At 72.0% G+C, this 14,382-nt stretch carries 8 protein-coding genes; 5 read left to right on the top strand and 3 right to left on the bottom strand.

The window, feature by feature from the left end:
• Positions 1-239 precede the first annotated feature (239 nt).
• The 3 genes from ETD86_RS13210 to ETD86_RS13200 are packed head-to-tail and all read left to right on the top strand — an operon-like array spanning position 240 to position 7,629.
• On the top strand, positions 240-815 hold the full coding sequence (locus tag ETD86_RS13210) for a hypothetical protein (RefSeq protein WP_138666430.1): 576 nt from the start codon (positions 240-242) through the stop codon (positions 813-815).
• A complete protein-coding gene (locus ETD86_RS13205) occupies positions 812-2,533 on the top strand; it encodes a hypothetical protein (protein ID WP_138666429.1) in 1,722 nt (573 codons plus the stop codon). Before ETD86_RS13210 ends, ETD86_RS13205 begins: the two co-directional genes overlap by 4 nt.
• The gene (locus ETD86_RS13200; RefSeq protein WP_138666428.1) at positions 2,530-7,629 is read left to right on the top strand and encodes a non-ribosomal peptide synthetase; all 5,100 of its coding nucleotides are present in this window, start codon (positions 2,530-2,532) and stop codon (positions 7,627-7,629) included. The genes ETD86_RS13205 and ETD86_RS13200 overlap by 4 nt, the downstream gene beginning before the upstream one ends.
• Here ETD86_RS13200 and ETD86_RS13195 read toward each other — a convergent pair.
• Genes ETD86_RS13195 through ETD86_RS13185 form a run of 3 tightly spaced genes read right to left on the bottom strand, consistent with a single transcriptional unit; the run spans position 7,589 to position 9,519 of the window.
• Positions 7,589-7,966 (bottom strand): CU044_2847 family protein, encoded by a 378-nt coding sequence (locus ETD86_RS13195; RefSeq protein WP_138666427.1) that lies wholly within the window; start codon positions 7,964-7,966, stop codon positions 7,589-7,591. The genes ETD86_RS13200 and ETD86_RS13195 overlap by 41 nt on opposite strands.
• Positions 7,967-7,994: 28 nt before the next feature.
• Entirely contained in the window at positions 7,995-8,768 is a 774-nt protein-coding gene (locus tag ETD86_RS13190; protein WP_138666426.1) for a hypothetical protein, read from the bottom strand.
• A 22-nt stretch (positions 8,769-8,790) separates the two neighbouring features.
• Positions 8,791-9,519, bottom strand: coding sequence for a PIG-L deacetylase family protein (locus ETD86_RS13185; protein WP_138666425.1), 729 nt, complete (start codon positions 9,517-9,519; stop codon positions 8,791-8,793).
• A 51-nt stretch (positions 9,520-9,570) separates the two neighbouring features.
• On the opposite strand from ETD86_RS13185, the gene ETD86_RS13180 reads away from it, so the two are divergent.
• The gene (locus ETD86_RS13180) at positions 9,571-10,257 is read left to right on the top strand and encodes a hypothetical protein (protein WP_138666424.1); all 687 of its coding nucleotides are present in this window, start codon (positions 9,571-9,573) and stop codon (positions 10,255-10,257) included.
• 5 nt (positions 10,258-10,262) lie between these two features.
• Positions 10,263-14,381: an nSTAND1 domain-containing NTPase gene (locus ETD86_RS13175; RefSeq protein ID WP_138666423.1), complete on the top strand. Its 4,119-nt coding sequence runs from the start codon at positions 10,263-10,265 to the stop codon at positions 14,379-14,381.
• Position 14,382: the final 1 nt, after the last annotated feature.

Raw genomic sequence — 14,382 nt, 5'->3', positions numbered from 1 at the left:
ATGGCGCGTGAACGCCTTGGGCTGCGTCTCTGCCGGACGGTCTTACATCGTCGCGGTCCGAATTCGCGATCTAGGCGGTGCGTGGTCGCGAACGTATGATTGCGTTCGGCGTATGGAGATCACAGGAAGGCGGGCCTGTGAAACAGTCGGTTGGCGGACCCGCCAGGACGATTCCCTCGGGCATATGGGTGCGCGTTTCCCCGGGCACGGCGCGGCTTTCACCGATAGGGGATCTCGTGGTGTTCCGCGACAGTGGAAGCAGCGCGTGGGGACGTGGCTATCCGGCGGCGGACGACGCGCGGTCGTGTGCCGCTGCGGAGTGGGCGGCGACCGCCCGCGCCGTCGTGGCTCGCGCGCTGGAGCCGGGTGGCGGCATCGCCCGGCCGGCCGGCCGGGAACGGTCCCCGCGAGCTACAGGGAAGGGAATGCTCGCCGAGGTGGTGGGTGATGGAGTGCTCGCCGTGCTCATCCGGAACGTGCTCCACCGCGCGTGTGGGCGATTATCCGGTGGCGGTTCGCCCGTCCGGCACCCCGCCGTCGGCCCGGCAGGACCTCCCGACCTGATCATCGAGACGTCCGGGACCGCTGTCGCCGTGAGCGATGCGCTGGAGCGTGTGGGCGCGCTCGGCACGGTCGTCTTGGCCGCGCCGCCGGTCACTTCCGTCATGATGGTGCGCACATATGCCGACGTCCACCGTCGCGGGCTCAGTGTGGTCGGCGTCCCCTGGACCGGGCCCGAGCCTGACCCGCCTCAGGAGCACGACGCGCTGGCGGCGGCCGCGCTGGAGCACCTGCGTCCGTGGAACGAGCGGTGAGCCCGACCGTCGCGTTCTTCTTCAAGGCACGCCACGGGTTCGGACACGTTCGCCGTACGGTCCTGATCGCCGACGAGCTGCGCCGACTCGCGCCGGACTCGGAGATCTTCCTGGTGGGACAGGTACGGTCGCTGCTTCCCCTGCGCGGCACGCCGCACCGGGTGATCAGTTTTCCGCACATGCACCGGCTGCCCAGCGACGCCATGGAGACAGCGCTCCGCGACCTGCTGAACAACGTGATCGCGGAGATCCGGCCGGATCTGATCGTCGAGGACACCTTCCCCGATCGCAACCATCTTTTCCTGCCCGCGGCCAGGGAGGTGCCGAAGGTCCTGGTCCTGCGGAAGATGAGCGGCATCTTCTTCGAGCGCATGCGCCGGCGCGGCGAGCTGAGCCACTACGACCGGATCCTCGTCGCGCAGAGCTGGGCCGACTTCGCCATGACCGGCCATTCACCTGACAGCCTCCTGCTGGCCGAGCATTCCGCGCGCTTCCGCTTCCTCGGGCCGGTGTTCCACAGCCCGCCCCCCTCGGAGATCGCTTTCGTCAGGCGTGTGTACGGCCGGCAGCCGCTGGTCGTCGTGGCCGCGGGCGCGGGCGGCGACACCGGTAACCAGGGGTACGTGGAACGGCTCTTCACGAGTATGTCGGCGGTCGCCGCCCGATTTCTCGACCGGGCGGTGCCGGCGCGCTTCATCCTCGTCACCGGTCCCTACTATGACGGCGTGGCGCCGCCGGCGCTGCCCAACGTCACCACCGTGCCCTACGAACCGTCGCTCGCCGCCCTGCTCCACGCGGCGAAGGTCGCCGTCATCCGGCCCGGGTTCAACTCGCTGCACGAGGCCGTCTCCGGACCCGCCAGGGTCGTGCTCGTACCGGGCCACAACACCGCCGAGGACCAGTGGGGTGATGCGCGGCGGCTCTCGGCCGCCGACGGCATCGACGTCACCCACCACAACGACGTGGACGGGCTCGAGACGCTCGTCCTCGCGGGCCTCGCGGCGCCGCCCCGGGTGCCGTCGGGAACGCCCCGGCCTGCCCAAGGGGAGCTGGCGGCCGCGCTGCTGGAGGAGGCGGGCCGACACTCCGTCCCCTGGACGCCCGGACCGCAGGGAAGGGTGTTCCTGCTCGTCGGCGGCCTGGGCACCGCCGACAGGCACGCCACGGCGGAGGCCGCCCTGCCAGGGGCGGCGCGCGTCGGCGCGCATGTGTCCGTGTTCGACCCCACCCTGCTCGACGCACGGCCCTTGGAGGCGAACCCGCCGGGATCCGCCGGGCCGACACAGGGAACGCTCCTGCTGCTGGACGCCGGACCCGACATCGATGTGACCCCTGCGTCGCTGCACGCGCGGGGCGTTCGAGTGGTGTTCCTGCCGGACCGCGATGACTACGACGACCAGGCGGGACCGCACCAGGACGACTGGCTGCGCGGACATCCGCCGCCCGGCCACGGCCTGCTGCCCGTCCGCCTCCACCACCTCAGGGCCACCGAGAGCCGGCCCGGCGAGTTCCCCTACCGGGTGGAACGGCTGCGCGAGCGCTCACCGCTGCCCGCCGTCTACCTCGACGTTTCGGCGATCGCCTCGTCAGAACGGCTCCGTGTCTACCTGCAGGACCTGGCTGCCTGGCTCGCGGCCAGCGGCCTGACGCTGAGCGGGCTACGCGACTTCGTCAGCAGAGCGGCGACCGTACGGCTGATGGGAGGGACGACATCATGAACGGCGGGACCAACGCCGAGGAGCAGCACGTCATCGCACGCGTGAATGTGCGCTCGGCCGACCAGCCGATCGCCGAACAGGCCGCCCGTATCGTCGGCGGATTGCGCCGCGGCGCCTACGACGTGGTCGACGTGGCCCTGCTGGACGACCACCGGTTCGAGACCGTCGGCTTCCGCCACGGCTTGGGAGGACAAGCCCCGGCAGAGTGCCTGCACGACGTGGTGGCCTGGCGAGCTCGGGCGTGCCCGGACGCCCTGGCCGTGGTGGCGGGCACACGCAGGCTGACCTACAGCCAGGTGGACGCGTGGGCGCGGGCGCTGGCGGGGCGGCTCCGGGAGCTCGGGGTCGGACCCGAGGCACGGGTCGTGGTCTGCCTGCCGCGCTCGCCCGAGCTGGTGGTGGCGGCGCTGGCCGTGCTGAAGGCCGGTGGCGTGTACGTGCCCGTCCACCCCGGCGAGCCGGAGCAGCGGCTCAGATTCGTCATCGAGGACACCCAGGCCGCGGCCGTGGTCACGATGCGCGGCGCAACGGTCCCGGCGCCCATCCCGGTGGTAGGCGTCGACGAATCGGGGCCGCTGGACGAGGCGGCCGTCGGGGTGGCGCCGGACAACCTGGCGTACATCATGTACACCTCCGGCTCCACCGGGATGCCGAAGGGTGTCATGGTGCCCCACCGGGCGGCGTTGAACTATCTGTGGGAGATGGGCGTCGGCTGGCGGCTCGGGCCCGGTGACGTGACGCTTCAGCTCGCGCATCCCTCCTTCAGCGCCTCCATCCGCGATCTGCTCGGCCCGCTGCTGCACGGCGCGGCCGTCGAGGTGCCGACCGACGAGCAGGTGAAATCCCCCGGCTACCTCGTCGAGCGGCTCACCGGCGGGGTGACCTGCGTGCTCTCGTGCCTTCCCAGCCTGCTGCGCGCCGTGCTCGGCGCCTGGCCGGACAGGGCCACGACCACGCTGCGCCTGGCCCTGGTCATCAGCGAGCCCTTCGCACCGGATCTACTCGCCCTCACGCGCCGCCGCTGGGGTCCCGACGTGCGGCTGGTGCACCAGTACGGTCTCACCGAGTGTGCGATGACCTCGCTGTGGTGGGAGTGCGGCGGCGAGCCGATGGGCGCGAAAGTGCCGATCGGCCTGCCGATCCCGAACGTCACCGCGCACATCCTGGACGACCGGCTCCATCCCGTCCGGCCGGGCGAGGTCGGCGAGTTGTACATTGGTGGGGCGGGGCTGGCCAGGGGCTACCTCAACAGTCCTGCTCGCACGGCGGAGAAGTTCCTCGCGGCTCCGCCCGGGGTGCCGGGCGAGCGGCTGTTCAGGACCGGGGACCTGGCCAGGCACGGTCCCGGCGGAGTGATCGAATTCGTCGGCCGCAAAGACCACCAGGTGAAGGTACGCGGCTTCAGAGTCGAGCTGGGCGAGATCGAGCTGGCGCTCGGCGCGTACGAGCAGGTCCTGGAGAGCGCGGTCACCCTGGCGGAGGTGAACGGCACGTCCCAGCTGGTGGCCTACGTGGTCCCCGCCGAGGGAGCGGCGCTCACGCCCGCCCTGCTACGCGGATTGCTCCGCGGGACGCTGCCGGGTCACCTGGTCCCCGCCCGGTACGTGATCCTGGACGCGCTGCCGCGGACCACGAGCGGCAAGATCGACCGCGGTGCGCTCGCACCACTCGATCGCCATCGGCCGGACCTCGGCGTCACCTATACGGCGCCGCGCGATGGCGTCGAGCGGGTACTGGCCGACATCTGGTGCGATGTGCTCCACGTGGACCTCGTCGGGATCCACGACGACCTCTTCGACCTGGGCTGCGACAGCCTTCTGCTGATCGCGGCGTTGGCGCGGATCCGGGCGCGTCTCGGCGCTGACGTCCCCGTGGACGTGGCCTTCCACCAGCCGACTGTCGCGGCCATGGCGGAGCGGATCCGGGAGAGGCCGCCCGCGGGGCCCCCGCAGGAGGAGCCGCCCGTGCCGGACGGACCGGGGTCTCCGCTGACGCATGCGCAGCGGCGGTTGTGGTTCGTGGAACAGCTGTCGCCTGGGAGGCCGCTCTACACGGTCGCCGCGGCTTGGCGGTTGCGGGGCGCCCTCGACGTGGCGGTGCTGCAGCAGGCCGTCGACTGGCTCGTGGCGAGGCACGACTCGCTGAGAACGGTCTTCACCGAGGACGGAGCCGCCGCGGTGGTGAAGGACGACCTGCGCGTGGCCGTACAGCCGCATCCGGCGGAGGCCGCCGAAGACGTGGCGGCGCTCGTGGACGGAGCGGCGCAGCGGCCGTTCGACCTGGCGACCGGGCCGCTCCTCCGTGTCGCGATGTTCCGGCTGCGGCCGGAGACGCACGTCCTGCTGCTGACGGCTCATCACATCATCATCGACGGCCGCGGCATGGATGTGCTGCTCGACGAGTTCGCTCACGCGTACACCAGGATGCTGGAGGGCGAGGAGCCCGCGCTGCCGCCGCCTCCCGCGCGGCAGGCCGACCTGCCCGTGCGGGAGGCGGCGATGGAGTACTGGCGCGGACGGCTGGCTGGAGCGCCGCCGCTGACGGGGATGCCGTTCGAGCGCCCGCGCCGGGCCGTGCCGGGCGTCGAGGGGGCGCTGCTCCGCACCCGCATGCCGTACCGGCTGGCCGACGATCTGGAAAAGCTGGCACGGCAGGCGGGCGCGACGTTCTTCATGGCCGGGTTGGCCGGCTGGGCCGCGCTGCTGTCGCGGTGGAGCGGGCAGGACGACCTGGTCATCGCCGTCCCGGTGGCGGGGCGGGACAGGTTGGAGGACGAGCGGCTGGTCGGCTGCCTGATGAACATGCTTCCCATCAGGGTGGACCTGACCGGCGCGCCGTCCTACCTGGCGCTGCTCGAACGGGTGCGGGCGGCCGTGCTGTCGGCGCTGTCTCACCGGGAGACGCCGTTCGACAGGCTGGTCGGGGAGGTGGCGCGCGGCGGCCGGGGCCGCCCGCTCGCCGAGGTGCTGTTCGACGTGGAACGCGAGCCGCCGCCGCTCCGCCTGCCGGGACTCCAGGCGAGCAGGCTGGACGTGCACACCGGCACCGCCAAGTCGGATGTGTCCCTGACCCTGCGGCGCGGCGCGGCTTCCCTGGAATGCCGCCTCGAGTACGACACGGCGCTCTTCGACGAGGCCATGATGGGTCCTCTGGCCGAGCAGGTCGAGTCCGTGCTGGCCGCAGTCGTCGCCGATCCGCACCGGCCGGTGGCCGAGCTGCCCCTGCTGACGCCGGGAGAGCGGGAGCGGCTCGCCGCCGAATGGACCGGCACGGCGATGCCGTACCCGGAACAATGCCTGCACGAGCTGGTGGCCACGCAGGTACGTGCCCGTCCCGGCGCGGTGGCCGTCGAAGGGCCCGACCACCGGCTGACCTACCGCGAGCTCGACGAGTGGGCGCGGGCGCTGGCGGCGCGGCTTCGCGAGCTCGGGGTGGGGCCGGAAACGCGGGTCGGGGTTTGCGTGCCGCGCTCGGCCGAGATGGTCGTATCGGTGCTCGCGGTGCTGATGGCGGGCGGCGCCTACGTGCCGCTGGACCCCGCCCACCCGGCAGACCGGCTGACCCGGCTGATCGCCAGGACCGGTGCGGCAGTGTGCCTGGCCAAGCCGGGACTCGCCGAGCTGTCGGTTCCGATGGTCGACCCGGCGGCGTACCGGGCGGCGGCCGAGTCGCCGCTGCCGGAGGTGGGCGTGGACGGGCTGGCCGCCGTTTACTTCACCTCCGGTTCCTCGGGCGAGCCGAAATGCGTGCAGATCACTCATCGCAACTGGGTGAATCGGATCGTGTGCATGGGGCGGGACCACCGCCTGGACCCGGGCGAACGCGTGCTGCACAAGACGACGCTCTCCTTCGACGACGCCGCGGTCGAAATCTTCTGGCCGCTGACGTCAGGAGGGTGCGTCGCCGTGCTGGGCGCAGGCGACGAGCGCAGCCCGGCGTCGATACTCGAGGCCGCCCGTGCGCACCGGGCGCGCCATCTGTTCCTGGTGCCGAGCATGTTGTCGCCGATCGTCACGCAGGCGGAGCGCGGCCCCGAGATCCTGAGCGGGCTCAGAACCGTCTTCACCAGCGGTGAGCCGCTCACGCCCGCCCTGGCCAGGCGGTTCTACGAAGTGGCGGGGAGCCGCGGGCCGCGCCTGGTCAACCACTGGGGAGTGACCGAGGCGGGCATCGACTCAACGGCCTACGCGTGCACACCCGACGACGGTCACAGGCGGCAGGTGCCGATCGGCCAGGCGATCGGGAACGTACGCGTCCACGTGCTCGACGCGGCCATGCGCCCGGTCCCCTTGGGCGTGGTGGGCGAGCTGTACGTGGGCGGGGCCGGTGTCGGCCGCGGCTACCTCGGGGAGGCGCGGCTCACCGCCGAACGTTTCCTCCCGGACCCGTACGCCGCCGTGCCAGGCGCGCGGCTCTATCGCACCGGAGACCTGGTCAGGCGGCTGCCAAGTGGCGACTTGGAGTTCATCGGCCGCCAGGACCACCAGGTCAAGGTGCGGGGGAACCGCGTCGAGCTCGGCGAGGTCGAGGCCGCTCTGGAGAGCTTCACCGGGGTACGACGGGCGGTGGCGGTGGTGAAGCCGGAGGCCGGCCGCCCCTTGGACGGCGAAGGAGCCGGCGACCGCGGAAACGAGCTGGTGGCCTATGTCGTGCCCACCGCGGGTGGCGACGTGCGGATCGCCGACCTGCGAGCCCACCTCAGGGCACGCGTCCCCTCCTACATGGTGCCCAACGCGTTCGTCGTGCTGGACTCGCTGCCCACCTTGCCCAGCGGCAAGGTGGACAGGGCCGCGCTCCCGGACAGGGACGGCTCACGACCCGAGCTGGAGTCGGCTTTCGTGGCGCCCCGTACTTATCAGGAGGAGGTTCTGGCCGGGTTGTGGCGCGAGATTCTCGGGATCGAGCGGATCGGCGTGCACGACGACTTCTTCGACCTGGGCGGCCACTCGCTGCGCGCGGCGGTCCTCGCGGCCAGGATCGAGGCCGCATTCGATGCGCCGGTCCCCCTGCGGGCGTTTCTGGAGCATCCGACCATCGAGGCGCTGGCGCGCCTGGTCACTGGACAGGAGGCGGCTCTTCCGCATCGGCCTCGGTGACCGCGGGCTGCGCGTGGCCGTCCAGGGTCCACCGGAGCGTCACCTTGAGGTTCGCCTCGGCACTGGTGTTCGCGATCACGACGCCGGCCTGGGTGGCCAACTTCACCGCGAACTCCACCGTGACCTCGCTCGGCGGCTGGGCCAGGTGGCGCATGCGGCCGACGACGGCTCCCGCGGCCGTCTGCAGCCGGTTGATCGCCATGTCGAAACTTTCCGTCGCGGCCGAGGCCACGTCGTGCAGCCGCCCCGCAGCCACGACTCCGCCGCGCGGCTCGTGTTCGGCCTCCACAATGAGCACGGTCCCGTCCGGCAAGGGCACCTCGACGAAGTCGCGCACCGGCAGCCTCCTTTGATGGGGGAATTCGTCAGGACGCGGTCACGCGCAACGTCCAGCGGACCTCACCGTCCGGGGGGATGATGCCCGCCCGGCCCGGTTCTGCCCGGATCAGCCCCGCACGTGCGCCGATCATCGGCTCGACGCCGATCGACCGGTACGGCTCCGCCTGGGGCCAACCGCCGAGATTGCGCCAGACCGCGATGGCGGTCGGCTGGTTCGCGACTGTCAGCCTCATCGTGAGAGCGGAGGCGCCATCGCGGATCGTCGCCGCATCCAGCCCTGCCAGCATGAGGAACGTCACGGACCCGTCGTCGCGCCCGAAGCCGCTCATGTCGACGCCGTCCGCCAACGGCCAGCGGGCGGTGTAGTCGGCGTCGTCCGTGCTGACGTCCATCGGGTGCCCTTCCGGCAACTGGAGCCTGGCCTCGTACGACAGGTCGAGCAGGGCGTGCGCGGCCCAGATGAAGCGGCGTCCCGGCGTGCCGCGGAGCACGTAGGAAGCCGTCAGCATGGCGCCGTCGGTGACGATCGCGCGGTGGAGCCGGTATCCGTCGCCCCGCACGGTGAGACCGTCGCCGTCCGGATCCCAGGGGCGCGACCACACGTCGCCGTGGTCAGGTTCGCCGGCGACGGTGGGGAAGCACTCCTCGAGACCGCCCGCGTCCACGAAGGGGTCACCGGGGCGCACGCGAGCACGTTCCGGGGCGTGCCGGCGCCACAGCCACTCCTTGCCGTCCGGGCCGCGCAGCGACGTCCACCTGCCGCCGTGCCCAGCGTCCACACGCACCTCGATGCCGCTCATGGGGCTGCCTCCCGGCTCGGGTTCATCGGATTTCCCACGCCACTTCGAAGGCCCAGGTCGGGCCGTCAGGGAAGTCGTCGGCGGAGCCGCCGGCCAGGGCGGCGACCTGGCTGCGGTAGCGGCCGATCGCGGCCCGCTTGCCCGCTCGGGCCCGCTCGTCGAGCCGGCAGACCAGTGGTCTGCCGGCACCAAGGCCGTCGAGCTGCGCATGCCACCAGCCGTCCACGTCCAGGGGCCCGTCCGGCCGGCCCGCTGCCACCCAGGGCGGCCAGCCGAAGCGGGCGGCGTAGGGCAGGTCGGCGTAGAGCATGCGTCGCATGCCCGCCGTCACCGCCAGGGCGGCGTCGCGTGCGGCGATGTGGTCGGGGTGCCCCCCGATCCCGGCGGGAATCCAGACCTCCGCCGCAGAGGTGACCGCGACGATCGCGGCCTTCAGGGCCTCACGTAGAGCGACCCCGTCAACGGGGCGACCGTCCCGGTGTGACGCGCCGACGAAGTCGAGATGCGCGGGCAGGCATCCGGCCAGTGCCAGCGCGGCCTTGTCCTCGCGCCTCCGTTCGACGGCGCGGGCGATGGGATCGTCGCAACCGGTCAGCCGGTCCCAGGGCGAGGGCCGTGCCTCCGGCCCGGGAACGCCTGCGAAGACGGTGATCACCGCCTGCGCGCCCGGTCGCGTGAGAACGTGCCAAGCCGACAGCACCGCGTCGTCCGGATGAGGCGAGACGATCACCGCCGGGTCCGCGTCGCCCACCCCGCCTCCGCCTGTTGTGCCGCCGGTTTCCCGGCCCTATCGTCGATCTCGATGGACATCATCGACGCCGTCTCGCCGCCCATCCTTCATGCATCAGACTTCGTCGGTCAATACACGTGGTACGACGATGGCTGGCTCGGCCGTCTCCGACTGGAGGCGGCCGAAGGAAAGCTCCCGCTGCGCGGGTCGTATTTCAGTTATCGGTTTCAGTCCGAGCACGAGGTGACGGCCGCTTTCGGCGGTGAGCGGCCGCACGAGATACGGCTCGGCATTCACGATTTCAACGGCCTCGACACCCAGGAGTTCACCGGTTATCTGTTCGCCGCGCGCAAGAATGCGATCGCGGGGGTCACCTATTGGCGGCAGGAGCGTTACGCGTTCTTCGGCAAGAAGGCGGCGCCGCGGTTGCTCCCGGTCTTTCGCCGGGGCGAGGTGACGCCGGGAGACTTCGCGGGCGCGTTCTCGGTGCACTGGGACGGTGGCCGAGCCGCGCTGGTCATCGATCTGGTGAACGGGCGGCGGCTCGGCGGCGTGTGGCGACAGGTGGGTGCCGGGCGACGCGTGGTCTCCGGTGAGGTCGACGCCGACGATTCGCTCCTGGTCAGGCTCTCCATCGGCGCGCCCGAGGACAACGTGCGGCTGACCGGCTCTCTTTTCTCCCGTCCGAAGCACGCCGTCGCGGGCTGGATCGACACCCGGAGCACCAGGGTCGGCTGCTATCTGATCCGCTACGGCTGACCGCCATGAGACGCGATTTCAGCGAATCCGTGGTCCGCGTGCTCGATCCTCTGGGGCGCACGGCGGGTGCGGGCTTCGTGATCTCAGCCGGCGAGCTGGTCCTGACGTGCGCTCACGTGGTCATCGGCGCGAGGTCGGGGCCAGGCCAGGAGGTCGACATCGGCGTGGGGGCGTCGGTCGTCCGCGGTCTGGTGCTGGCGGACTCGTGGCGCGATCCCGCCACGGCCGACTTGGCCGTGGTCCGGCTGGAGACCGCCGTCGATGTGCCGCCTCTGGCCTTGTCGTCGTCTGCGGGGGCGATAGGGGCCGACTTCGCCACGTTCGGCTACCCGGACGCGTCTCCCACGCACGGATTGCGGGCCACGGGCGTGGTGCTCGGCCCGGTGTCCGAACCGCTCGGCGGCTCCCCGCTGATCCAGCTCGGCCGGAGCAATGACGTGACGACGGGGTTCAGCGGCGGTCCGGTGATCGACCTGTCCACCGGCATGGTCATCGGGATGATTCGGCAGATCCTCAGCGAGGACCGATACGGCAGGCAGTCGGGCGTCGCCCTCGCCACCCCTGCGGAGGGGCTGCGCGAGGCGTGGCCGCCGCTGTGGCTCACCGACGTGTGCCCCTACCGGCCGCTGGCTCCCTTTGAGGAGGCCGACGCGCGCTTCTTCTTCGGCCGGGAGGCCTTCGTCCGCAAGATGGTCGGCCGCCTGCGCCGGCAGCCGCGCTTCCTCGCGGTCATCGGTCCCTCGGGCAGCGGCAAGTCGTCCGCGGTCAGGGCCGGGCTCATCCCTGAGCTGAGGGAAGGGCGGGTGCCCCGACTGGCGGGGTACGACGTCGTTGTCGGCCGGCCCGCTGACCTCGGCGCGCTGGAGGGTGCGCTGCCGGGATTCGCCACCGACCTGCCCGCCGCCCTCCGGGCCCGGCCGCAGGGCGTGGTGCTCGTGCTCGACCAGTTCGAGGAGCTGTTCGTGGCCGTGCAGGAGCCCGAGCGGAGCAGGTTCGTCGCGCAGCTCGGGCGGCTGCTCGAGCAGGAGGTGGACGCGACCCTCGTTCTGGTGATGCGCGACGACTTCTACAGCCGCCTGGCCGGCGCCGCTCCCGAGATCATGGACTGGGTCGAGCGGGGACTGGTCAACGTTCCCTCGTTCCTGGGCAGGGACGAACTGATCGAGATCGTCACGCGGCCCGCCGAGGCGGTGCGGCTCCGCTTCGAGCCGGGACTGGCGGAGGCCATCGTGGACGACGCCATCCGCGCCGCCGTAGCGGGCCGGCCACGTGAGCCCGGACTCGATGAGCCGGAGGAGCCGCGGGCGAGCGGCACGGTGCTGCCGCTGCTGGAGTTCGCGCTCGGCGACCTATGGAAGCTGCGCCGCGACGGCGTCCTGCTGTGGGACGTCTACCGCGACATCGGAGGCGTTACCGGAGGCTTGGCGAACTGGGCAGAGGACGCCTACCGGGCGTTGCCCGCCGCGCTGCGCGAGACGGCGCGGCAGGTCTTCACCGACCTCGTCCACCTGGGTGATGAGCTGCAGGGCATTCCCGACAGCCGGTGGCAGCGACGTGTCTCCGAGTTGGTGCGCGCTCCCGACAGGGCAGCAGCCACGCAGTCGGTGATCGCGGCCTTCGCCGACCGGCGGCTGCTGGTCACCGCCGCAGAGGGGCCTGATCGCGAGGAGACCGTCGAGCTGATTCACGATGTGCTCCTGCGCGAGTGGGGGCGGTTGCAGGGCTGGCTGAAGAGCGGCCGCGAGTTCCTGGTGTGGCGGCAGGAACTGGACCGTCAGGTGCGGGCCTGGCGCGCCGACCCGTCCGGCGGTGAACATCTGCTGCGCGGCGCCGGCCTCGCCGCGGCCCGCGTCCACTTGGAGCGCAGCGGCGAAGAGCTGAGCGCGGACGAGCGAGCGTTCATCGAGACCAGCAGCGAGGTGTGGGAGGCGGAGGAACGGGAGCAGCGTCTCCTGAAGGAGACGGCGAAACGGCATGAGCGCTCCCAGCTGGAACGGGCGCTGCGCGAGCGCGCCTCCCAGGTGATGGGGCTCCTCCCGGTGGAACCGGCCAGTGCTCTGGCCTTGGCCGTCCGTACCCTGTCGGCCAACCTCGCGGACCTGCCGGGCGAACCGCCGCTCAGCGACGTCGCCGCCGCGCTCCGAGTGGCGACGTCACGTTCGCGTGAGCGCCGGGCGCTGGCGGTCGGAGCGGCGCTACGGGCCGTCGCGATCGCCCCCGACGGCCGCCTCCTGGCCGGCGCGGGCGATGACCGGCTCGTACGCCTCTGGACCCGCGAAGGCCGGCCGTACGGTGAACCGCTCACGGGCCATGACGACGCCGTGAACGCCCTGTGCTTCAGTCCAGACGGCCGTCTGCTGGCAAGCGCGGACGACGAAGGGCTGGTACGCCTGTGGACCCGCGAAGGCCAAGTTCACGGCGAGCCACTCGAGGCCTACGACGAGAGCGTCAACACGTTGTGCTTCAGTCCTGACGGCGGCCTGCTCATCGCCGGCGGGGACGGCGGCATCGCCCTGTTCAGCCTGGGGGAAGGCGAGGTGGTGCGGTTGGATCGTGTCGCGTCAGCCCTCGCCGTCAGCCCGGCCGACGGCCTCATGGTCGCCGGGACGCCGGAGGGCGGCATCGGCCGCTGGGAACTGCCGGACGGTTCTCACGGCTGGGACCCGCACATGCGCTCACTCGACGGGGACATGGCCAGGGCCGCCCACGACGACTTCGTGAGCGCGCTCGCCTTCAGCCCCATGGGTGGGACGCTGGCCAGCGCAGGAGGCGACGGCGCGATCCGGCTGTGGACGGTCGGTCCCCGCTCCATGCTGCCGCGTGGCGCGCCGCTGTCCGGGCACGAGGGTTTCGTCACCGCGCTGGCGTTCGGGCTCAACGGCGACTTCCTGGTCAGCGGCGGCCAGGACGCCACGATCAGGATCTGGGACCCCTACGCCAGGAGACAAGTCGGCGAGCCGTGGGCAGGCCACGCCGACGCTGTGACCACTGTCGCGGCGTCGCAGGACGGCACGCTGATCGTCAGCGGCGGGCTGGACGGCACCGTGCGGCTGTGGGACTGGCTCGAGCGGCAGACCGAGCCTCGGGCATCCGGCAGATCGAGCGCTGTCGAGGTGGCTCGCCGCTGGGACGCGGGTGGGCTCCAAGCCCGCCCCGCCTGGCGGGTGCACCGTGAGTTCATCCACGACATGGCCGTCAGCGCCGACGGCAGGGTGATCGCGACGGGCAGCGACGACAGGACCCTGCGCCTGTCCGGTCTCGACGGCGCCTTGGTGGCCGAACCCTACGGGGAGCACGGCGGAAGCGTCAGAGGGGTGGCCATCAGTCCCGACGGGCGGCTCGCGGTCAGCGCCAGCAGCGACACGCTGGTCCGCCGGTGGAGCGCCGGGGGTCTTGAAGGGCTGCCGTTCGACGGGCACACCGCTCCGGTCAACGCGGTCGCCTTCCACCCCGACGGGTCGCTGCTCGCCAGCGCGTCCGACGACGGCTCCGTCCGCCTCTCCGACTTGGAGGGGCGCGCGGTCGGAGGGCCGTTCGGCGCCCATGGCGCGCCGGTGACCGCGGTCGCGTTCCATCCCGATGGCAGCCGCGTGGTCAGCGGCGGGCGTGACGGCACTGTGCGGATCTGGGTTCCCCACGGCCGTGACCCGGTCATCACCTGCTCCGGCCATGAGGGCGAGGTGGAGTCCGTGGCGATCTCGCCCGACGGGTCGCTGGTGGTGAGCGGCGCGGGCGACCGCACGGTGCGGCTGTGGGACATCGACGGGCGGCCGGTGGGCGGCCCGTTCATCGGGCACGACGACGAGGTCCGCGATGTGGCCTTCAGCCCCGACGGCACGATGGTGGTGAGCGCGGCGCAGGACGCCACCGTACGCGTGTGGGCCCTCGACGGCACGCCGCTCGGGCCACCGCTGCGCGGCCACGGCGGATGGGTGACCTCCGTGGCCGTCACCCCCGATGGGCGCTACGTGATCAGCGCGGGTATGGACAGCACTCTGCGCCTGTGGGAGCTGGGCACCTGGCGCGACTGGCTGCGCGTCGCGCACGGCCGCCTGCTGGAGCACCCCGAGTTGGGCGACCTGCTGAGCGGCGAGGCAAGGCGCGTGCTCAACGAGCGGTCGTGAA

Source organism: Nonomuraea turkmeniaca, assembly GCF_005889735.1.
In the GTDB taxonomy this organism is placed as follows: domain Bacteria; phylum Actinomycetota; class Actinomycetes; order Streptosporangiales; family Streptosporangiaceae; genus Nonomuraea; species Nonomuraea turkmeniaca.
This window is presented reverse-complemented; position numbering and strand designations above follow the sequence as displayed.